The organism is Mitsuaria sp. BK041 (assembly GCF_014193085.1).
GTDB lineage: Bacteria > Pseudomonadota > Gammaproteobacteria > Burkholderiales > Burkholderiaceae_C > Roseateles.
This window is the reverse complement of the sequence record NZ_JACHYT010000001.1, coordinates 1,562,697-1,582,599: the sequence shown is the minus strand read 5'-3', so window position 1 is coordinate 1,582,599 and position 19,903 is coordinate 1,562,697. Positions and strand designations below refer to the sequence as shown.

The 19,903-nt window shown below is 70.7% G+C and carries 18 protein-coding genes; 10 read left to right on the top strand and 8 right to left on the bottom strand.

The features are described from left to right. Positions 1-4: 4 nt before the first annotated feature. The 7 genes from FHT38_RS06935 to FHT38_RS06905 form a co-directional block, all read right to left on the bottom strand. Positions 5-1,033, bottom strand: a complete 1,029-nt coding sequence (locus FHT38_RS06935; protein ID WP_183490877.1) for an aliphatic sulfonate ABC transporter substrate-binding protein — start codon at positions 1,031-1,033, stop codon at positions 5-7. Beyond that, positions 1,030-2,601, bottom strand: coding sequence for an LLM class flavin-dependent oxidoreductase (locus FHT38_RS06930; RefSeq protein ID WP_183490875.1), 1,572 nt, complete (start codon positions 2,599-2,601; stop codon positions 1,030-1,032). Before FHT38_RS06930 ends, FHT38_RS06935 begins: the two co-directional genes overlap by 4 nt. After that, positions 2,598-3,407 carry a MetQ/NlpA family ABC transporter substrate-binding protein gene (locus FHT38_RS06925; protein ID WP_091723855.1) on the bottom strand — a complete coding sequence of 270 codons (810 nt, stop codon included), beginning with the start codon at positions 3,405-3,407 and terminating at the stop codon, positions 2,598-2,600. Before FHT38_RS06925 ends, FHT38_RS06930 begins: the two co-directional genes overlap by 4 nt. Positions 3,408-3,475: 68 nt before the next feature. Then, positions 3,476-4,150: a methionine ABC transporter permease gene (locus FHT38_RS06920; RefSeq protein WP_091723853.1), complete on the bottom strand. Its 675-nt coding sequence runs from the start codon at positions 4,148-4,150 to the stop codon at positions 3,476-3,478. Next, positions 4,143-4,988, bottom strand: a complete 846-nt coding sequence (locus FHT38_RS06915; RefSeq protein WP_255488623.1) for a methionine ABC transporter ATP-binding protein — start codon at positions 4,986-4,988, stop codon at positions 4,143-4,145. The genes FHT38_RS06920 and FHT38_RS06915 overlap by 8 nt, the downstream gene beginning before the upstream one ends. 11 nt (positions 4,989-4,999) lie before the next feature. After that, positions 5,000-6,250, bottom strand: coding sequence for an acyl-CoA dehydrogenase family protein (locus FHT38_RS06910; RefSeq protein ID WP_183490871.1), 1,251 nt, complete (start codon positions 6,248-6,250; stop codon positions 5,000-5,002). A 96-nt stretch (positions 6,251-6,346) separates the two neighbouring features. Next, complete coding sequence (locus tag FHT38_RS06905; protein WP_091723845.1) at positions 6,347-6,565, bottom strand: hypothetical protein; 219 nt, start codon at positions 6,563-6,565, stop codon at positions 6,347-6,349. 167 nt (positions 6,566-6,732) lie between these two features. Between FHT38_RS06905 and FHT38_RS06900 the strand changes: the two genes are divergently transcribed. The 7 genes from FHT38_RS06900 to FHT38_RS06870 all read left to right on the top strand — a co-directional run bounded on the left by FHT38_RS06900 (position 6,733) and on the right by FHT38_RS06870 (position 14,892). Continuing rightward, positions 6,733-7,419, top strand: coding sequence for a response regulator transcription factor (locus tag FHT38_RS06900; protein ID WP_091723842.1), 687 nt, complete (start codon positions 6,733-6,735; stop codon positions 7,417-7,419). Between the two features lie 61 nt (positions 7,420-7,480). Continuing rightward, positions 7,481-8,980 (top strand): sensor histidine kinase, encoded by a 1,500-nt coding sequence (locus FHT38_RS06895; RefSeq protein WP_183490869.1) that lies wholly within the window; start codon positions 7,481-7,483, stop codon positions 8,978-8,980. A 262-nt stretch (positions 8,981-9,242) separates the two neighbouring features. After that, entirely contained in the window at positions 9,243-10,448 is a 1,206-nt protein-coding gene (locus FHT38_RS06890; protein WP_183490867.1) for a carbohydrate porin, read from the top strand. Positions 10,449-10,542: 94 nt separating this feature from the next. Next, positions 10,543-11,796, top strand: a complete 1,254-nt coding sequence (locus FHT38_RS06885) for an ABC transporter substrate-binding protein (protein WP_183490865.1) — start codon at positions 10,543-10,545, stop codon at positions 11,794-11,796. Between the two features lie 223 nt (positions 11,797-12,019). Further along, positions 12,020-12,898, top strand: coding sequence for a carbohydrate ABC transporter permease (locus tag FHT38_RS06880; RefSeq protein ID WP_183490862.1), 879 nt, complete (start codon positions 12,020-12,022; stop codon positions 12,896-12,898). 25 nt (positions 12,899-12,923) lie between these two features. After that, positions 12,924-13,811, top strand: a complete 888-nt coding sequence (locus FHT38_RS06875) for a carbohydrate ABC transporter permease (RefSeq protein ID WP_183490860.1) — start codon at positions 12,924-12,926, stop codon at positions 13,809-13,811. A gap of 13 nt (positions 13,812-13,824) precedes the next feature. Continuing rightward, positions 13,825-14,892, top strand: coding sequence for an ABC transporter ATP-binding protein (locus FHT38_RS06870; protein ID WP_183490859.1), 1,068 nt, complete (start codon positions 13,825-13,827; stop codon positions 14,890-14,892). Between the two features lie 29 nt (positions 14,893-14,921). Here the strand turns inward: FHT38_RS06870 and FHT38_RS06865 are convergent, their stop codons facing one another. Then, positions 14,922-15,749, bottom strand: coding sequence for a hypothetical protein (locus tag FHT38_RS06865; protein ID WP_183490857.1), 828 nt, complete (start codon positions 15,747-15,749; stop codon positions 14,922-14,924). A 103-nt stretch (positions 15,750-15,852) separates the two neighbouring features. Here FHT38_RS06865 and FHT38_RS06860 point away from each other — a divergent pair, with 103 nt between their 5' ends. From FHT38_RS06860 to FHT38_RS06850, 3 genes are all read left to right on the top strand, one after another. Then, positions 15,853-17,943: an ATP-dependent helicase gene (locus FHT38_RS06860; RefSeq protein ID WP_183490855.1), complete on the top strand. Its 2,091-nt coding sequence runs from the start codon at positions 15,853-15,855 to the stop codon at positions 17,941-17,943. A 216-nt stretch (positions 17,944-18,159) separates the two neighbouring features. Continuing rightward, positions 18,160-18,726, top strand: coding sequence for a hypothetical protein (locus FHT38_RS06855; RefSeq protein ID WP_183490853.1), 567 nt, complete (start codon positions 18,160-18,162; stop codon positions 18,724-18,726). A 62-nt stretch (positions 18,727-18,788) separates the two neighbouring features. Then, entirely contained in the window at positions 18,789-19,874 is a 1,086-nt protein-coding gene (locus tag FHT38_RS06850) for a serine hydrolase (protein WP_183490851.1), read from the top strand. The last annotated feature ends 29 nt before the right edge of the window (positions 19,875-19,903 follow it).

The window sequence follows — 19,903 nt, the reverse complement described above, 5'->3', positions numbered from 1 at the left end:
CCGCTCACGCCTTCACCAGCCCGGTGGCGAAGCGCGTGTCGACCAGATCGGCGATCGTGCGATTCAGGTCCACGCCCGGCTTGACCAGCTGCTCCGCCGTCAGGATCGGCGCCGCCGCCTGCAGCGCCTTCAGATGCTCGTCCGACGGCTGGGGACGCGAGAAATCGCTGCGCAGCTTCACCTGCAGCAATGCCACCGGCAGGCTGACCTTGGCCTCCTCCGACAGGATCTTCGCGGCGTCCGACGGATTCGCCAGCGTCCAGGCCCGCGCGCGTTCGTACGCGGCGATCACGCGGCGCACCGTCTGCGGGTGCCGGGCCAGGAACTCCTCGCGCACGTTGAGGAAGCCATAGGTGTTGAAGCCGACGTTGCGGTACAGCAGCTTCGAGCCGGCGTCGAGCTCGCTCGCCGCCATCAGCGGATCCAGCCCGGCCCAGGCGTCGACGCGCCCCTGCTCCAGCGCCGCGCGGCCGTCGGCATGCTGGAGGGCGACATGCTCGATGTCGCCGCGCTTGAGGCCGACGGTGTGCAGCGCACGCAGCAGGAACAGATAGGGGTCGGTGCCTTTGGTCGCCGCGATACGGCGTCCCTTCAGGTCGGCGAGGGACCGGATGCCGGAGTCGCCGCGCACCACCAGTGCCGTCCATTCCGGCCGCGAAAAGATATAGGGCGTGCGGATCGGATTGCCGTTCGCTCGCGCCAGCAGCGCGGCCAGGCCGGCGGTGGAGCCGACGTCCAGGCTGCCCGCGTTCAGGTACTCCAGCGCGCGGTTGCTGCCGGCGCTCAGCACCCAGCGCACCGCGGTGCCGTCCTTGGCCAGGTCCTCCTCCAGCCAGCCGAAGCGGCGCAGCACCAGGCTGGTGGGCGAGTAGTAGGCGTAGTCGAGCCGCAACTCCTTCGGCGCCGCGGTGCCCTGCGCGCGCGCGCCGACGCTGGTAAGCCCGGCGAGGCCAGCGGCCAGGCCCGCGCCCAGCGCCAGGGCGTCGCGCCGTGTCGGCGGCAGCGCTTGCTTTGAATCGTTCCTTCGGCTCATGCGGCAGGCTCCGTCAAGGGAATGGTCAGGGAAGTGAGAGACAGATCGGCGGCCGCATCGACAGCGGGGGCAGCGGCGTGGCGGGCGGTGTCGTGGCCCGCGGTGTCGTGGCCCGCAGTCGGACGCCCGTCCTGCGGCGCACCGAGCCGGACCTGCCGCCCCGCGTGATTCGCCGGCAGCCGGTCTCCGCGATCGAAGAGCCGGGCGCGCAGCGTCGGCGCCGTCGCGTCGGCGTCGTCGGCACCGGGCCCGTGCTCGGGTGGGTAGCGCCCGCGCCGGCGCAGCTCCGGCACCACCAGCTCGACGACATCGCGGAAGGTCTCATGCGCCAGCGCATAGGCCAGGTTGAAGCCGTCGAGGCCGGTGGCCGCCTGCCAGTCGAGCAGTTGATCGGCGACCTGCGCCGGATCGCCGACGAACACCGGTCCCCGCCCGCCCAGCCCGATGAACGCGGCGGCCTCGCCGACGGTCCAGCGCCGCGTCGGGTCCGCGCTGCTGAACGAGGCCAGCGCCGTGCGACCCGCCTGCGTGTCGAGGTAGTCGATGGTCGCGTCCAGCGGATAGCGGCTGAAGTCGACGCCGGTCCAGCCCGACAGCAGGGCCAGCGCGGCCTCAATGTCGACATGGCGCTCCAGGTCCTTGAGCTTGGCCTGCGCCGCTTCGGCCGTCGGCGCGGTGACGATCAGCGCCTGTCCGTAGATCAGCACGTCGCCCGGTGCACGGCCGGCGGCCACGACGGCCTCGCGCAGGCCGTCCACGTAGCCCTTCACCACCGCCTTGCTGGGGCCGCTGACGAAGATGCACTCCGCATGCCGGCCGGCGAAGGTGCGGCCGCGGCTCGACGTGCCGGCCTGGAACAGCACCGGCGTGCGCTGCGGCGACGGCTCGCACAGATGCACGCCGGGCACGCGGTAGTGCGGGCCGCGGTGGTGGATCGCACGGACCTTGGAGGGGTCGGTGTAGACCCGCCCCGTCTTGTCCCGCCGCACCGCGTCGTCCGCCCAGCTCAGTTCCCAGAGCTTGTAGACGACGTCGAGGTACTCGTCGGCCAGGTCGTAGCGCTCGTCGTGCGCGCGCTGGCCGTCCTGCCCGAGGTTGCGCGCCGCGCTGTCGAGATAGCCGGTGACGATGTTCCAGCCGATGCGACCCCGGGTCAGGTGGTCCAGCGTCGACATGCGCCGCGCGAAGCTGTACGGCGGCTCGTAGGTGAGCGCGACCGTGACGCCGAAACCGAGCCGCCGCGTCACCGAGGCCATCAGCGGCACCAGCGCCAGCGGATCGTTCAGCGGCACCTGTACCGCATGGCGCAGCGCCGCGTCGGGCGTGCCGCCATGGACGTCGTAGACGCCCAGCACATCGGCCAGGAAGACGCTGTCGAAGCCGCCGCGCTCGAGCAGGCGCGCCAGCTCGAGCCAGTAGTCCGGATCGGTGTAGCGATGGGACTCGTCGCGCGGATGCGTCCACAGGCCCGGGGACTGGTGCCCGACCGTGTTCATCGCAAAGGCGTTGAAGCGCACCGGCTTGGGCGCGCCAGGGTCCGGCGCGGCGCCCTTCGCGTGCGCGCTCATTGCAGGAACGCGGGCCGCGCGTAACCGGGGAACTTCTGCAACAGCACCGTCTTGAACTCCGGTGCGCGGAATGCGTCGTTCAGCGCCTTCGCCCAGGGCTGGCCCTTGTCCTTGCCCTTCACCGCGACGACCAGCATGTAGTGGTCGGGCGTCTTCTCCAGCAGCAGCGCGTCGCTCAGCTTGAGCCCGCTGGAGATCGCGAAGTTGCCGTTGACGATCGCGTACTCCGCGTCGTCCAGCGTGCGCGGGATCTGCGCCGCCTCGATGGGCTGCAGCTTCAGCTGCAGCGGGTTGGAGGCGATGTCCTTCTCGGTCACCCGGATCGGATCGGCGCCCGGCTTCAGCGTCAGCAGCTTCTGCTCGGCCAGCAGTGCCAGGCCGTGCGCCAGGTTGGCCGGGTCGTTGGCCAGCGTGATGCGGTCGCCCGGCTTCACCTCGGCCAGGCTCTTGCGCTTCTTCGAATAGATCCCGAACGGCGCCATCGGCCCCTGCACCACGTCCACGATGTCCAGCCCGCGGTCTTCGCGGAAGCGGTTGAGGTAGGTGATGTGCTGGAAGAAGTTGGCGTCCAGCGCGCCCTGGGCCAGCGCGATGTTGGGCTGCACGTAGTCGTTGAACTCGACCAGCTTGACGGTGTAGCCGCGCTTCTCCAGCAGCGGCTTGATGCCCTGGCGCAGCACCTCGATGTTGGAGCCGGCGGTGGCGCCGATCGTCAGTTCCTTCTTGTCCTGCGCGTGGACGAGGGGCGTGGACAGCGCGGCGGCGCTCAGCGCGAGGGCCAGCAGCGTGCGGCGGGCAACGGTCATCGGGAATCCTTGGAAGTGGACGTGAAGTGAATGGGGATGGGGACGGCCGCGCCCTGGCGCGGGCTCGCTCAGCGCTTGTCGAGCCGCCGCGCGACGCGGTGGCCAGTGAACTGGATCAGCTGCACGAGCGCGACGAGGATGGCCACGGTCAGCACCATGACGTCGGTCTGGAAGCGGTAGTAGCCGTAGCGGATCGCGAGGTCGCCGATGCCGCCGCCGCCGACCACGCCGGCCACCGCCGAGTAGGACAGGAAGCTGATCGCCAGCACCGTCAGCGCGCCCACCAGGCCGGCGCGGGCCTCGCGCACCAGCACGCGCAGCACGATCTGGCTCTCCGAGGCGCCCATCGCCTGCGCCGCCTCGATGACGCCGCGCGGCACCTCGCGCAGGCACTGCTCGACCAGGCGCGCGAAGTACGGGATCGCGGCGAAGGACAGCGGCACCGCCGCCGCCAGCGGTCCGATCGAGGTGCCGGCGATGACGCGCGTGATCGGCACCAGCGCGACCAGCAGGATGATGAACGGGAAGCTGCGCACGGTGTTCACCAGCGCGTTGACGATCCGGTGCACGAGCGCCGCGCCGCGATGGCCGGACAGCGACTGGCCCGGGCTCAGCAGGAAGAGCAGCACGCCCAGCGGCCCGCCGAGCAGCACCGCCGCGCTCAGGCCGATCGCCAGCATCAGCGCGGTCTGGCCGAGCGCGATCCCGATCTCCGGCAGCAGGCCGACGAGGTTCTCAAGCATGGCGGACCTCCCGGCGCCCGAGGGCGGCGATCACCGCGGAGGTCTCGAGCGCCGACTGGTCCAGCGCGGCCAGCCTGGTCTCGCGCCGCTGCAGCCGCACCAGCTCGAGCCCGAGCGCCGATGTCGCGTGGCGCGACGCGTCGGCCACGTCGAACTGCTCGACCAGGCGACCGTCCGCGATCACCGCGGCGCGCTGGCACAGCGCCTGCACCACCTCCAGCTCGTGCGTGACGATCACGATCGTCACGCCCAGCCGCGTGTTGATGTCGCGCAGCGTGGCAAGCAGCTCGCCGGTCGTCGCCGCGTCGAGCGCGGAGGTCGGCTCGTCGCACAGCAGCACGTCGGGTCGGGGCGCCAGCGCCCGTGCGATCGCGACCCGCTGCTTCTGTCCGCCGCTCAGCTGCGCCGGGTAGTGGTCGGCCTTGTCGGCCAGCCCCACCAGCGCGAGGCTCTCGGCCACGCGCGCATCGATCTCGCGGCGCGAGTGCCCCGCGTGCAGCCGCAGCGGGAAGGCGACGTTCTCCGCCGCGGTCGCGTTCTGCAGCAGGTTGAAGTGCTGGAAGATCATCCCCAGCCGCTGGCGCTCGCGCCGCAGCTCCACCGGCTTCAGGGCCGTCAGCTCGCGGCTGCCCAGATGCACCCGTCCGGCGTCGGGACGCTCCAGCAGGTTGATCAGCCGCAGCAGCGTCGACTTGCCGGCGCCGCTGCGGCCGATCAGGCCGAGGACCTCGCCGGCGTGCACCGACAGGCTGGCCTCGCGCACGGCCTCGAAGCGCCGGCCGTCCGGCAGCGCGAAGGACTTGGACACGCCGTCGAGGCGGATCAGCGGCTCGCTCATGGGCATCTCGATCAGGAGTAGGCCGTCGGATCGGGGATCCGGCCGTCGAGGAAGAAGCGGCCGAGGTCGCGCAGCTTGTAGTCGACCGGGTCGTGCAGCGTGTGCACCCGCGCGTTGCGCCAGAAGCGGTCGAGGCCGAACTCGGCGGCGGTACTGCGCGCGCCGGTCAACTCGAACAGCTGGCTGCCCACCTCGACGCCGGCGCGATGCGCCAGCACCTTGGCCTCCGCGACGGCGAGCGCGACCTCGCCCCGCTCCTGCGCCGTCAGCGCCTCGCCGCACTCCAGGGCGCGGCGCAGCAGGTCGACCGCATCGGCCGCGACGGCCTGCGCCGCGCGGACCTTCAACCACAGGTCCCCGTAGCGGTGCTGCACCAGCGGATCGTCGACCGCGCGGGCCACGCCGGAGGCGGACCACGGCCGGGCGCGCGTCGCGGTGTAGCGGCGCGCCTCGTCGAAGGCGCCTTCCGCCAGGCCCAGGTAGAGCTGCGCCATGATCAGCTGCGCGATCTGGGAGCGCAGCGTGGCGCGCGGCGTCGGTCCCTGGCCGGGGACCTGCAGCAGTTCCTCGTCGTCCAGGCGCACCGCGTCGAAGCGCACCGTGCCGCTGTCGGTCTGGCGCTGGCCGAAGGCATCCCAGTCCTGCTCGACCCGCACGCCCTCGCGCCGCGTCGGCACGATGCCGATCAGGAAGCCGCCGTCGGCGGTGGTCGCCGACACGGTCAGGCGGTCAGAGCCGAGCGCGCCGGAGCAGAAGCCCTTCGCGCCCTGGAGGCGCCAGCCGCCGCCCTCGCGCACGGCGGTCAGCCGCGTGTCGGCCGGGTTCAGCGCGTTGCCCCAGAACAGGCGCTGCTCGACGGTCTCGCGCAGGTGGCGCGCGCCGTGGGCCGTCGCGGCCGGCCCGCCGTACAGCGACACGCCATAGAGCTGGAGGTGGTGGAAGGCCAGCACATGGGCGAGCGCGCTGTCGACGCGGGCCAGCCGCCGCACGACCTCGTAGAACTCGGGAAGGCCGCCGCCCAGGCCGCCGTGCGCCTCGGGGATGGTCAGCGCGAGCAGGCCGCTGGCGCGGATCAGCTCGCGCTGCTCGGCGGCGTGGCCGCCTTCGCGGTCGCGTCGCACCGCCGTGGCGGCGAGCTGCTGCACCACTTGATCCAGGCCCGGACCCAGCACCTGGGCGAGCGAGGCCGCGGCGGGGACGGTCGTGGCGGTGGCGGCGGTCGGGGGAAGGTCGTCGGGACGACGGAGCACGGGAGCGGTCATCGGGGGCACTCGGGGCGCGGCTAGCGCGATGGCGCCGAGTGTTCCCGTCCGGCCGTGCGGACCGAAGCGAGAAATTCGTCTGTGCTTATGCGGCGCTCAGGCCGCGCCGCTCAACCAGGTGCAGGCCGTCTTCGCCGCCTCCGCGTTGCTCTGGATGCCGACCTCCTGCGCCATCGCCCGCATGGCCTGGGCGCAGCGCTCGATGTGGCGGCGGTCGGGATGCCAGGGCCCCGCCGCGCTCCCGCTGCTCTGCAGGTTCGCGTTCTTCGTGTAGACGACGCGCCAGAGCGTCTGCTTGAGGTCGCTGGCATTCATGGCGCGCAGTATTCCGACACCGTCCCCCCTCGCGGCAGAGGCCATCGCCGCCAGCGCCTGTCGGCAATCGCCCGACAATCGCCCGACAACGGGGCGCGGCGTGCGGAAGTGGCGCCCCGGGCTTGCCCCAGGGCAGTGCGTCCGCGCGGGCTGTTAATCTGCCATTCATGAACCTGCTGCTCGCCGAAGACGATGCGATCCTGGCCGACGCCCTGTGCGAACAGATGCGCGCCAGCGGCTTCACCGTGGAGCACGCGCCCAATGGCGCCGTCGCCCAATACCTGCTGGCCAAGCAGCAGTTCGACGTGGTGGTGCTGGACCTGGGCCTGCCGATGGTCAGCGGCATCGACGTGCTGCGCCAGCTGCGCCAGACCGACGCGTCGCTGCCGGTGCTGATCCTGACGGCGCTGGACAGCCTGGAGGACCGGGTCGCCGGCCTCAACGCCGGCGCCGACGACTACCTGACCAAGCCCTTCGACTTCCCCGAGCTGGAAGCCCGGCTGCGCGCGCTGCTGCGCCGCAGCCGCGCGCTCAAGGCCAGCACCGAGCTGGGCCAGCTCAGCATGCAGCGCGAGACCCGCAGCGCCCAGGTGCGCGGCGAGATGCTGGAGTTGAGCCCGCGCGAGTTCGACCTGCTGGACCTGCTGCTGACCCACCAGGGCCGCGTGATCACGAAGGAGCAGATCAACCAGGCCTGGTCGGGCGACCGCGCCGCGCCCAGCGCGAGCGACGGCGCGGCGACCAACGCGGTGGAGGTCTACATCCATCGCCTGCGCCGCAAGCTCGAGGGCGCGCAGGTGGCGATCCGCACCGTGCGCGGGCTCGGCTACCTGCTGGAGCTGGAGCGGGCCTGAGGTCCCGCCCCGCCCTGCCCTGACCCGTGCCTCGCCCGCCGTCCGCCACCACCCGCGCGCCATGAGCCCCTCGCGGTTCTCGCTCAAGCGCCAGCTGCTGCTGTGGCTGCTGCTGCCGCAGGTGGTGCTGTGGCTGGCCGGTGCGGTCTTCAGCTACCGGCTCGCCGGCCGCTACGCCAACGAGGCCGTCGACGCGACGCTGCTGCAGGCCACGCGCTCGCTCGCGCGCCAGGTCAAGCCGATGGGCAACGGGCTGCTGATCGACTTCCCGCGCGCCGCGCAGGACGTACTCGAGGCCGACCCGAGCGACAAGCTGCTCTACACCGTCAGCTCGCCGCCGGGCCAGTTCATCCTGGGCAACCGCAACCTGCCCAGTCCGCCGGCGATGCCGGCCAGCCCGCCGCTGGGCCAGGCCCAGTTCTACGACGGCGAGATCGAATCCGACGGCGCCCGCGCCGTCTCGCCGGTGCGGGTGGCCGCGCTGTACCTGCAGTTCGGCGAAAACCCCCGCGCCCAGCAGACCATGCTGGTGCAGGTGGCGCGCTCCAGCGCCAACCGCGAGCTGCTCGCGCGCCGGCTGCTGATCGACACGATGCTGCCGCTGTCGGTCCTGATCGTGCTGATGAGCATGATCGTGTGGGCCGGCGTCGGCGCAGGCCTGGCGCCGATCGCGCGGCTGCGCCGGCTGGTCGAGGGCCGCAAGCCCAACGACCTGCGGCCCATCGAGCTCGATGCCGCGCCGCAGGAACTGCGCTCGCTCGCGCAGGCCATCAACGATCTGCTCGAGGCCGTCAGCCACAACGTCGAGGCCCAGCGCCGCTTCATCAGCGACGCCGCCCATCAATTGCGCACGCCGCTGGCGGGCCTCAAGAGCCAGAGCGAACTCGCCCTCGCCGAGGCGCCGCCCGGTCCGCTGACGATGCGGCTGGCGCGCGTGCATGAAGGCGCCTCCCGCAGCGCGCATCTCGTGAACCAGCTGCTCGCGCTCGCGCGCACCGAGCCGGAGTCGCTGCAGCGCCAGACGCCGGTGCGCTTCGACCTGGGCCGCCTGGCCCGCGAGGTCACCGCCGAGCTGGTGCCGCGCGCGCTGCAGCAGAACGTGGACCTGGGCTACGACGGGCCGGACAGCGATCCGGAGTGCACCTCCCCATCGCAGCTCGATGATCGGCATGGCGCGGGGCCGGAGACCGACGACGCCGACGGCGCGCCCGGGCGGCCGGTGGCGGTCGTCGGCATCCCGCTGCTGCTGCGCGAGGCGCTGGTCAACCTGATCGACAACGCCCTGCGCTACGCCGGCCGCGGCGCGCGGGTGACGGTGCAGGTGCACGAGGCGGGCGATCACGCGGAACTCGTCGTCACCGACAACGGCCCGGGCGTCCCCGAGGCCCTGCGTGAGCAGGTCTTCGAGCGCTTCTTCCGCGCCACCCACGAGGGCAATGGCTGCGGCCTGGGCCTGGCGATCGTCAAGGAGATCGTCGAGCGCCACGGCGGCCGCATCGGGCTGTCCACCGCCCGACCGCGCGGACTGCGCGTCTCGATCCAGCTGCCGATCGCGGCCTGACGGCCACGGCAGCCACTGCGACCGCCTCAGGCGTCTCAGGCGCCTCGGCCGCACCGCCATCCGCCCCCACGCACCAGCCCGGCCCCGCCGAGCGCTGTTCGCCCGCCTACACGGATTTCACGCACCACGGCGCTAGTGGTAAGCACCAATATAGTTTCATTAATGGAAAATTAAAGTTCAGCCCGCATGCAAGAAAGATAAACGTCCGATTAACGGAGCACGCCCGGAGCGCCGTTCCTCGAACCCACACCGGAGACTGAACATGACCTGCACCCCGCGCGCCGCGCGCATCCCTGGCGTTCGCGCCACGCTCTCCACCGCCGCCGGCCTGCTGCTGGCCGCGGGCTCCGCCCAGGCCCTGGACTACACCGGCTACCTGCGCGCCGGCCCGGGCGGCACCACCGACGGCGGCGCCAGCCGCGCCTGCTACGCCCTCAATGGCGGCACCAGCGGCATGAAGTACCGCCTCGGCAACGAGTGCGACATCTACGGCGAGTTCCAACTCGCGCAAGGCTTCAAGAAGGACGGCATCGACTACAAGGTCGTGCTGATGACCGACTACTGGAACCCGCATTCCGACGCCGACGACGCCAAGCACCTGCGCCTGGCGCAGATGTATGTCGAGGCCAAGGGCTTCGACTTCCTGCCCGAGGCCACCGTCTGGGCCGGCAAGGAACGCGGCCGCCGCGGCGACGTCCACATCGTCGACACCTACTTCACCGAGATGGCCGGCATCGGCGCCGGCATGAAGGGCATCCCGGTCGGCCCGGGCAAGCTCGGCGTCGCCTACTACACCAACGACAAGGACACCAACCAGCGCCCCGGCCATCGCGGCAACGTCGAGTACGTCGACATCCCGACCAACACCGACGGCACGCTGGCCTTCTTCGGCACGGCCACCAAGTCGCAGTTCGCCGGCGGCACCAACGGCTGGGGCCTGGCCGCCAAGCATGTGCAGAGCAAGCTGTTCGGTACCTCGCTGAACAACGTGCTGTGGGTGCAGTACGCGCAGGGCTCGACCGGGCTGAACTCCAACTTCGGCAACCAGACCGACACCTCCGCCGCGAAGAAGTTCCGCGTCGTCGAGTCGGTCAACTTCCAGCAGGGCGCCTGGGGCGGCATGGGCATGCTGTTGTGGGCCAACGAGAAGGACAACGCCGGCAAGGCGACGGTGTCCACCTCCATCGGCGGTCGCGTGTCTTATGGGGTCACCCGCAACTTCAAGCTGCTCACCGAAGCCGGTGTGTCGCAGTACAAGCCCGACGGCGGCCAGCGCGCCCGCCTGACCAAGGTGACCTTCGCGCCGACGCTGTCCACCGGCCCGGCGCTGATGGATCGCCCCGAGTTCCGCCTCTATGTCACCCACGCCAAGTGGAACAAGGCCGCCGGCAACGTGACCGGCGTGGCCGGCTACGACGGCGAGACCTCCGGCACCAGCTTCGGCGCGCAGGTCGAAGTCTGGTTCTGACACCCCACCGATGACGCGCCCGGGGGCGGCAGCCCGCTCCCGGCCTGGCATGACAACATTCGCTCCAACTTCCCGACGACACGGAGACAACAGAATGACCAAGCTCAAGCAACTTTCCCAGGCCGCGGCGCTGTGCGCGCTGATGGCCGCCGGCGCGGCGCAGGCCGGCGAGGTCGAGGTCCTGCACTGGTGGACCAGCGGCGGCGAGGCCAAGGCCGCCACCGCGCTCAAGGCCACGCTGCAGAAGCAGGGCCACACCTGGAAGGACTTCGCGGTGGCCGGCGGCGGCGGCGACTCGGCCATGACGGTGCTGAAGTCGCGCGTGGTGTCCGGCAACGCGCCGGCGGCCGCGCAGATCAAGGGCCCGTCGCTGCAGGAATGGGCGGCCGAAGGCGTGCTGACCAACATCGACGCCGTCGCCGCGGCCGGCAAGTGGGACGAGGTGATCCCGCCGGTGGTGGCCAACATCATGAAGTACAAGGGCCACTACATCGCCGCGCCGGTCAACGTGCACCGCGTGAACTGGCTGTGGGCCAACCCCGAGGCGCTGAAGAAGGCCGGCGCCAAGCTGCCCACCACCTGGGACGAGTTCTTCGTCACCGCCGAGGCGCTGAAGAAGGCCGGCATCATCCCGGTGGCGCATGGCGGCCAGAACTGGCAGGACTTCACCGTCTTCGAATCGGTGGCGCTGGGCGTCGGCGGCGTGGACTTCTACAAGAAGGCGCTGGTGCAGCTCGATCCGGCCACGCTGACCGGGCCGCAGATGGAGAAGGTGCTGACCACCTTCAAGCGCATCAAGGACTACACCGACAAGAACGCCCCCGGCCGTGACTGGAACCTGGCCACCGCCATGGTGATCAAGGGCGAGGCCGGCATGCAGCTGATGGGCGACTGGGCCAAGGGCGAGTTCATCGCCGCGGGCAAGGCGCCGGGCAAGGACTTCACCTGCACCGCCGCCCCCGGCACGCAGAAGGCCTTCACCTTCAACATCGACTCCTTCGCGCTGTTCAAGCTGAAGAACGCCGCCAACGAGAAGGCCCAGCAGGACCTGGCCACCGCGATCATGTCGCCGGAGTTCCAGGAGCTGTTCAACCTGAACAAGGGCTCCATCCCGGTGCGCACCGGCATGAAGATGGACAAGTTCGACGACTGCGCCAAGCAGTCGGCCACCGACTTCGCCGCCGATGCCAAGTCCGGCACCCTGGTGCCGTCGATCGCGCACGGCATGGCGGTGCCCGCGGCCGCCGAGGGCGCGATGAAGGACGTCGTCAGCCAGTTCTGGAACAGCGACAAGATGACGGCCAAGGACGCGCAGGCGCGCCTGGCCGCGGCGGCGAAGACCAAGTAAGCCGGGGGGCCGCGAAGACCCTCACCCCTGCCCTCTCCCGCAAGCGGGAGAGGGAGTCTTCCGGCTCCGCTCGTCGGGCCTTGGGCCTTGGGCCTTGGGCCTTGGTCCTGGTCCCTGGTCCCTGGTCCTGATCCTCGGTCCTCGGTCCTCGGGCCTTGATCTTTGGCCGTTTGCCTTCCATCCTTCCCACGCGCCACGCCGGCGCCCTGCAGGTCCGCACCGCATGTCCGCCTCCCGAGCCCCCCGCAGTCCCTGGCTTCCCAAGCTGGTGGTCGCGCCGACCTTCCTGATCTCCTTCCTCTTCATCTACGGCCTGATGGCGTGGAACGGCTACCTGTCGTTGTCCGCGTCGCGGCTGCTGCCGAACTACGAGTTCGTCGGCCTGGACCAGTACCGCGCGCTGTTCGACAACGAGCGCTGGTGGCTCGCGCTGAGCAACCTGGGCCTCTTCGGCGCGCTGTTCATCGGCGGCGCGATGGCCGTGGGCCTGCTGCTGGCCATCCTGCTGGACCAGAAGATCCGCGGCGAAGGCGTGCTGCGCACGGTCTACCTGTATCCGATGGCGCTGTCCTTCATCGTGACCGGCACCGCGTGGAAGTGGATCCTCAACCCCGGCCTGGGCATCGAGCACCTGATGCAGCAGTGGGGCTTCGAGTCCTTCAGCTTCGGCTGGCTGGTCGACCCGGACATGGCCATCTACTGCGTGGTCATCGCAGGCGTGTGGCAGTCGGCGGGCTTCGTGATGGCGCTGTTCCTGGCGGGGCTGCGCGGCATCGACGACTCGATCATCAAGGCCGCGCAGGTGGACGGCGCATCGCTGCCGCGGATCTACTGGCGCATCATCATCCCGACGCTGCGCCCGGTGTTCTTCTCGACGCTGATGGTCGTGGCGCACATCGCGATCAAGAGCTTCGACCTGGTGATGGCGCTGACCGCGGGCGGCCCCGGCTACGCCACCGACCTGCCGGCGACCTTCATGTACACGATGGCCTTCTCGCGCGGCCAGATCGGCCTGGGCGCGGCCAGCGCCACGGTGATGCTGGCCACGATCGCGGCCATCGTCGTTCCCTACCTCTATTCCGAGCTCCGCTCGAAGCAGTGATCCCGCACGGGACGAGCGACGCGACATGAGCCACACCCTTTCCCCCTCCCCGGCCGGATCCCGGCACCTGACCGCGCAGCGCCTGCTGCTGTGGGCCGTGCTGCTGGTCTTCGCCTTCTTCTTCCTGCTGCCGCTGTACGTGATGGTCAGCACCTCGCTCAAGAGCATGGACGAGGTGCGGAGCGGCACGCTGCTCTCGGTGCCGCTGAGCCCCTCGCTGGACGCCTGGTCCAAGGCCTGGCACAGCGCCTGCACCGGCACCGACTGCGGCGGGCTCAAGCCCTTCTTCATGAACTCGGTGCTGATGGTGGTGCCGGCCGTGCTGATCTCGACGGCGCTCGGCGCGATCAATGGCTACGTGCTCACCAAGTGGCGCTTCCGCGGCAGCGAGCTGCTGTTCGGGCTGCTGCTGTTCGGCGTGTTCATGCCGATGCAGGTGGTGCTGCTGCCGATGAGCCAGGTGCTGGGCGCCTTGGGCATCGCGAGCTCCGTGTGGGGCCTGATCCTGGTCCACATCCTGGCCGGCATGCCCTCGACCACGCTGTTCTTCCGCAACTACTACGCCGGCCTGCCCGACGAGCTGATCAAGGCGGCGACGCTGGACGGCGCCTCGTTCTGGCAGATCTTCTGGCGCATCGTCGTGCCGCTGTCCACGCCCATCCTCGTGGTGACGCTGATCTGGCAGTTCACCTCGATCTGGAACGACTTCCTGTACGGGGTGGTGTTCTCCGGCGCGGACAGCAAGCCGATCACGGTCGGGCTGAACAACCTGGCCAACACGTCCAGCTCGGTCAAGGAATACAACGTGGACATGGCCGCGGCGTTGATCGCCGCGCTGCCGACGCTCGTGGTCTACATCGTCGCGGGCAAGTATTTCGTGCGCGGGCTCACCGCCGGCGCCGTCAAGGGTTAAGAGGAGTCAACGCATGGGCGCGCTCGCCATTTCTCAGGTCCGCAAGAGCTACGGCTCGGCCGACATCCTCAAGGGCATCGATCTGTCGATCGAGGCCGGCGAATTCCTGATCCTGGTCGGCCCCTCGGGCTGCGGCAAGTCCACGCTGCTGGCGATGATCGCCGGGCTGGAGCATCCGACCTCGGGCTCGATCCACATCGGCGACCGCGACGTCACCTACGCGCCGAGCAAGGACCGCGACATCGCGATGGTGTTCCAGAGCTACGCGCTCTATCCCAACATGAACGTCGCGCAGAACATCGCCTTCGGCCTGGAGATGCGCAAGGTGCCCAAGGCGCAGCGCGACGAGACGGTGCAGCGCGTGGCCAAGATGCTGCAGATCGGCCACCTGCTGGACCGCAAGCCGGGGCAGCTGTCCGGCGGCCAGCGCCAACGCGTGGCGATGGGCCGGGCGCTGGCGCGCGATCCCAAGCTCTTCCTGTTCGACGAGCCGCTGTCCAACCTGGACGCCAAGCTGCGCATCGAGATGCGGGCCGAGATCAAGCTGCTGCACCAGCGCACGAAGACCACCACCGTCTACGTCACCCACGACCAGGTCGAGGCGATGACGCTGGGCGACCGCATCGCGGTGATGCGCGACGGCCTGGTGCAGCAGTTCGGCACGCCGGAGGAGATCTACACGCGGCCGGCCAACCGCTTCGTGGCCGAGTTCATCGGCTCGCCGACGATGAACTTCGTCAGCGCGCAGCGCGGCGCCGCCGGCCTGGCGGCCAGCGGCCAGGCCATGCCGGTGAACGCGGCGCAGCAGGCGGCGATCGGCGCCACCGGCGAGGTGCTCTACGGCGTGCGCCCGGAACACATCCGGCTCGCCGACGGCAACGATGGCGGCCTGCCCGGCGTGCTGAAGATGAGCGAGCCCACCGGCCCGGAGACCTACCTGCTGGTCGACACCCCGACCGGCCCGATGACCGCCCGCGTGGCGGGCAATCCCCACCTCAATGTCGGTGACGCGGTGCGGCTGCAATGGACGGCGGAGTCGGCGCACCTGTTCGACGCGAAGGACGAGCGCCGTCTGGCGTGATCGGTCCGGCGGGCCGGCCGTTCAGCCGTTCAAGCCGCTCCGGTCGTCCGGGCGTTCGGGTCGCTGGAGCGGCTCGGGCTGTTCGGACCCGGCGGCCGCAGGCGCAGCCAGACCGTCTGCGCCACCAGCGCCGCGGCGAGCCCCAGCGCGACCCAGGCGGAAGTGTCCGCCCCCGTCATCGGCGAGGCCCGCTGCTTCAGGTAGACCCCGACCAGGCCCCAGACCGCCGCCGCGGCGAAGGCCAGCGCCGCGGGTCCGGTGCCGGGCGCATGCAACCGCGCATTCGCCACCAGCAGCAGCAAGGCGGCGAGCGCCCACAGCACCAGCGTCCACGGCAGTTGATCGACGGTGGGCAGCAACTGCTGCGCGACGATCACCTGCGCGGTGTTCAGGAACGCCGCCAGCGACAGCCATCCGGCATGCAGCGCCAGCGGCAGCACCGCGAGCCATGAGGGCGCGCCGCGCGGCACCGCCCGCGCCAGCAGCATCAGCGCCCACAGCAGGCTGATCAGCGCCAGCCAGATGATGGCCAGCGCCAGCCAGAACCATTGCCGGGAGAACACGATCATCCAGCTCGCGGTGAGCGCGAAGCCGGCGACCACCAGCCAGTGGCAGCGATGGGAATCGCGATGCCCTTCCCGGTCGGGCACCGGCCGGCCGCGCAGCAGCCAGGCCGCGGCGACGAGGTCGAGCAGGAAGATCACGCCCCAGATGGAGAAGGCGTAGCCGTCGGCGACGAGCAGGGTCGGATAACGATCCGAGATCGTGCCGTTGTCGGGGCCGAAGACGCCGCGCTGCGTGGCCCAGGCCACGAGGGGCATGGCCAGGGCGGCGAGGAGGACAAGCACTTGATGCATGGCAGTAGGCGGGGAGTTTGCTCCGCTCGGGCAATGCGCGTACCCCCGGGACCACGTGGCCCCGGCCATTCACTGTTTTTGCATACAGCTATGATGCCGCCCCATGTGTGCCGCCCTTGCCGACGCCCCGCCCCGCGCGGCCGACGTCTTCGCCGACCTGAATCCCGAGCAGCGCTCGGCGGTCGAGCACGGCCTCGATGAACACGGCGTTCCCGGGCACGGCCCGCTGCTGGTGATCGCCGGTGCCGGCTCGGGCAAGACCAAGACGCTGGCGGCGCGCGTCGCGCGCCTGATCCAGTCGGGCGCGGACCCGCAGCGCCTGCTGCTGCTGACCTTCTCCCGCCGCGCCGCCGGCGAGATGGAACGCCGCGCCGGCCGCGTGCTGCATCGCGCGCTCGGCCTGGGCGCCACGCAGGCGCCGCCGCGCTTCCCCTGGGCCGGCACCTTCCACAGCGTGGGCGCGCGCCTGCTGCGCGAATACGCCCATCGCATCGGCCTCGCGCCCAACTTCACCATCCTCGACCGCGCCGACGCCGAGGACCTGATGGGCCTGCAGCGCCAGACCCTCGGCCTGGCCGAGACCACCGAGCGTTTCCCGCTCAAGGCCACCTGCCTGACGATCTATTCGCGCGTCGTCAACAGCGAGGCACGGCTGGACCAGGTGCTGCAGGACCACTTCCCCTGGTGCTTCCCGGTGCATGACGGGCTCAAGCGCCTGTTCAAGGCCTACGTCGAGGACAAGCAGCGCCAGCAGCTGCTGGACTACGACGACCTGCTGCTCTACTGGGCCGAGCTGATGAGCGACGACGGCCTGGCCGCCGAGCTCGGGGAGCGCTTCCAGCATGTGCTGGTCGACGAGTACCAGGACACCAACCGGCTGCAGGCGACGATCCTGCGCCGGCTCAAGCCGCGCGGCGAGCACCTGACGGTGGTGGGCGACGACGCGCAGGCGATCTACTCGTTCCGCGCGGCCGAGGTGCGCAACATCCTCGAGTTCCCGGTCCAGTTCGACCCGCCCGCGCGGGTGATCGCGCTGGAGCGCAACTACCGCTCCACGCAGCCGATCCTGGACGCGTCCAACGCGGTCATCGCGATGGCCCGCGAGCGGCACGAGAAGCGGCTGTGGACCGACAAGGCCTCGACCGAGCGGCCGCAGCTGGTGACGGTCGACGACGAGGCGCGCCAGGCCCAATGGGTCGCCGACAAGGTGCTCGAGCGCCGCGAGCAGGGCCTGCGGCTGAAGCGCCAGGCGGTGCTGTTCCGGACCTCGAGCCACGCCGCGCCGCTGGAGCTGGAGCTGACGCGGCGCAACATCCCGTTCGTCAAGTTCGGCGGCCTGAAATTCCTGGAGAGCACGCATGTGAAGGACGTGCTGAGCGTGCTGCGCTGGGCCGAGAACCCGCGCGGTCGGCTGGCGGGATTCCGCGTCGCGCAACTGCTGCCCGGCTTCGGGCCGGCGAGCGCGCGTCGGCTGATCGACGCGATGTCGCCCGCGGCGGACCCGGTGCAGGTGCTGCGCGCATTCGAGCCGCCCCGCGCCGCGGCCGCGTCATGGTCGGCGCTGCGCGATCTGCTGGCCGGGCTCATCGGCGATCCGCAGTGGCCGATGGACCTGGAGTCGGTGGTGGAGTGGTACGCGCCCCACCTGGAGCGGCTGCACGACGACGCGCCGGTGCGCCTGGCCGACCTGGAGCAGGTCGCGCGCATCGCGCAGGGCTACGGCTCGCGGGAGCGCTTCCTGACCGAGTTGACGCTGGACCCGCCCGAGGCGAGCAGCGACGAATCCGGCGTCCCGCTGAAGGACGAGGACTACCTGATCCTGTCGACCATCCACTCGGCCAAGGGGCAGGAATGGAATGCGGTCTACCTGCTGAACTGCGTGGACGGCTGCCTGCCGTCGGACCTGAGCACGGGGGCGCAGGCGCAGATCGAGGAGGAACGGCGGCTGCTGTACGTCGCGATGACGCGGGCGAAGGAGCACCTGGCGGTGATGGTGCCGCAGCGCTTCTACGTCACGCAGCAGACGCGGCACGGCGACCGCCACCTCTACGCGAGCGTGTCGCGCTTCCTGCCCGGCAAGGTGGTGCGCCACTTCGACAAGCTGGGGCCGGCCAACCAGACGCAGGCGGCGCTGCCGGAGCTGGTCAAGCCCGCGATGGACGTCGCGGCGAGGCTGCGCAAGGTCTGGGACTGAGTTCCTCCTCGTGGGGGTTGCAATCCCTCATCGGTGCGCCCCCGTCGGCGACGTCGCGCGCAGGCCACTGGCTCGACGTCGCCCTGCCGACGTGCTCCTAGCATGGTGGCATGCCGTACCCCCTCGCCGCCGCAGCCGCGGTCTTTTCGACCGCGTGCCCACCCAGCCTGATCCCGTCATGGATACAGGACATCAACACGTGAACTGGACATGACCATGCGAATGGAAGATCTCTCATTGGCCCTTGTCGCCACGCTGCACGACCTCACCGCCGCCCGGGCCTTGGACTGGCGCCTCGTGCAGTCGCCCATCCAGCCTGCCCCCGGAGCCGTGGCCAGTCCCAGCCAGTTCGAGGTGGTCCACAAGGGCGCACGTTTCCTGCTTTTCGAGGAGGAGCAGCACCGGCTGCATCCGGACCTGGGCACCGACGTCTGGCTCAAGCGCCATGTGCTCGCGATGTACGACGAGCAGGGACGCGAACTCTGGCACGCCGCCGATGCGTTCCTCGGCGTCAGCCATCTGCACCGGGCCGTCAGCAGCCAGGTGCTGCGCATCGACGAGGTCCTGAAGACCTTGATCGAGCCGGACACCCTCCGACGGTATGCTGGCCTGCATCGATCTCCATTCATGGTGCCCTCCAGCGCGATGTTCAAGCACAGGCGCCGACGGGCCTGGCTTCAACGCCTCTGGCTTTCGTTCCTGGAGCGCTTCTACTGGCGGGACCTTCTGGGCGCCCGCGAGCGGCTGGTCCGTCGCAGGACAAAAGGCGCGGCGCACGCGTAACGCACGTTACGGCAGGCGCCGATGGACGCCCGGCGCGCAGCACTTAAACTTCCCGCCGGTCAATGCCTGACCCCGACGCCCTCCCCGGCCCCGCCCGCCTGTCACGCCTGCCGTCCACCGCCGTGTCGATCCGCCACACCGTCCTCCGCACCCTCGCCCACACCAACTGGCGCCTCGCGCTGCCGGCCCTGGCCCTGACCTGCGGCAGTCTGATCGTGCAGGCCGCCAGCGACGACCCCGAGGTCGTCGTCCCCACGACCGCGCCCACCTCGGCCGCAATCGGACCGACCGGCGTCGTGACGCCCGCGGTGCCGGCACCGACGGCCTCGGCGCCGTCGGCCGGCCAGGCACCGCAGACCGCCGCGGCTCCGGTGTCGCCCGCCACGCCGGTCGACGAACCGCTGATGAAGCTGCCGGTCAACGCCCGCCACATGCTGGTGATCGACGACAGCGGCCGCGTGCTGATGGCCAAGGATGCCGACACCGTCGTGCCCATCGCCTCGCTGACCAAGCTGATGACGGCCATGGTGGTGCTGGACGCCAAGCAGGACATGAACGAGGAGATCCGCATCGACGACGCCGACGTCGACCGCCTCAAGCACAGCCGCTCGCGGGTGCGCGTGGGCGCGACCATGAGCCGGGAGGCGGCACTGGAGCTGGCGCTGATCTCGTCCGAGAACCGCGCGGCTTCGGCGCTGGCGCGCCACTTCCCCGGCGGGCTGCCGGCCTACGAGGCGGCGGTCGCCGCCAAGATCCGGGCGCTGGGCCTGTCGCACACGGCGCTGGCCGATCCGACCGGACTGTCGCCCCACAACACCTCGACGGCCGCCGAGGTCGCCCGCATCGCCGCCGCCGCGGCCCGCTACCCGGCGATCGCGCGCATCAGCAGCGACAAGTCCAGCGAGGTCGAGGTCAACGGCCGGCCGCGCGAGCTGCGCAACACCAACCACCTGGTCGGCGCCAAGGGCTGGGACATCCGCCTGTCCAAGACCGGCTACACCGAAGAAGCCGGCCGCTGCCTGGCGATGCGCATGAAGAGCGGCGGCCAGACCATCACCGTCGTGCTGCTCGACGCGGACGGCTCCGCGCAGCGCCTGCGCGACGCCGCCGCGATCCGCAAGTCGCTCGCCAAGATCGCCGCGGTCTGACGAGGCCGCGTCCCTGCGGACGCTGGCCA

Excerpts from the sequence above, each read along its gene's own strand:
- FHT38_RS06870 (WP_183490859.1), top strand. The coding sequence starts at position 13,825 with ATGGGCGCGCTCGCCATTTCTCAGGTCCGCAAGAGCTACGGCTCGGCC.
- FHT38_RS06855 (WP_183490853.1), top strand. The coding sequence starts at position 18,160 with ATGCGAATGGAAGATCTCTCATTGGCCCTTGTCGCCACGCTGCACGAC.
- FHT38_RS06925 (WP_091723855.1), bottom strand. The coding sequence starts at position 3,407 with ATGACCGTTGCCCGCCGCACGCTGCTGGCCCTCGCGCTGAGCGCCGCC.
- FHT38_RS06860 (WP_183490855.1), top strand. The coding sequence starts at position 15,853 with ATGTGTGCCGCCCTTGCCGACGCCCCGCCCCGCGCGGCCGACGTCTTC.
- FHT38_RS06900 (WP_091723842.1), top strand. The coding sequence starts at position 6,733 with ATGAACCTGCTGCTCGCCGAAGACGATGCGATCCTGGCCGACGCCCTG.
- FHT38_RS06905 (WP_091723845.1), bottom strand. The coding sequence starts at position 6,565 with ATGAATGCCAGCGACCTCAAGCAGACGCTCTGGCGCGTCGTCTACACG.
- FHT38_RS06890 (WP_183490867.1), top strand. The coding sequence starts at position 9,243 with ATGACCTGCACCCCGCGCGCCGCGCGCATCCCTGGCGTTCGCGCCACG.
- FHT38_RS06885 (WP_183490865.1), top strand. The coding sequence starts at position 10,543 with ATGACCAAGCTCAAGCAACTTTCCCAGGCCGCGGCGCTGTGCGCGCTG.
- FHT38_RS06910 (WP_183490871.1), bottom strand. The coding sequence starts at position 6,250 with ATGACCGCTCCCGTGCTCCGTCGTCCCGACGACCTTCCCCCGACCGCC.
- FHT38_RS06850 (WP_183490851.1), top strand. The coding sequence starts at position 18,789 with ATGCCTGACCCCGACGCCCTCCCCGGCCCCGCCCGCCTGTCACGCCTG.
- FHT38_RS06935 (WP_183490877.1), bottom strand. The coding sequence starts at position 1,033 with ATGAGCCGAAGGAACGATTCAAAGCAAGCGCTGCCGCCGACACGGCGC.
- FHT38_RS06875 (WP_183490860.1), top strand. The coding sequence starts at position 12,924 with ATGAGCCACACCCTTTCCCCCTCCCCGGCCGGATCCCGGCACCTGACC.
- FHT38_RS06915 (WP_255488623.1), bottom strand. The coding sequence starts at position 4,988 with ATGAGCGAGCCGCTGATCCGCCTCGACGGCGTGTCCAAGTCCTTCGCG.
- FHT38_RS06930 (WP_183490875.1), bottom strand. The coding sequence starts at position 2,601 with ATGAGCGCGCACGCGAAGGGCGCCGCGCCGGACCCTGGCGCGCCCAAG.
- FHT38_RS06880 (WP_183490862.1), top strand. The coding sequence starts at position 12,020 with ATGTCCGCCTCCCGAGCCCCCCGCAGTCCCTGGCTTCCCAAGCTGGTG.
- FHT38_RS06895 (WP_183490869.1), top strand. The coding sequence starts at position 7,481 with ATGAGCCCCTCGCGGTTCTCGCTCAAGCGCCAGCTGCTGCTGTGGCTG.
- FHT38_RS06920 (WP_091723853.1), bottom strand. The coding sequence starts at position 4,150 with ATGCTTGAGAACCTCGTCGGCCTGCTGCCGGAGATCGGGATCGCGCTC.
- FHT38_RS06865 (WP_183490857.1), bottom strand. The coding sequence starts at position 15,749 with ATGCATCAAGTGCTTGTCCTCCTCGCCGCCCTGGCCATGCCCCTCGTG.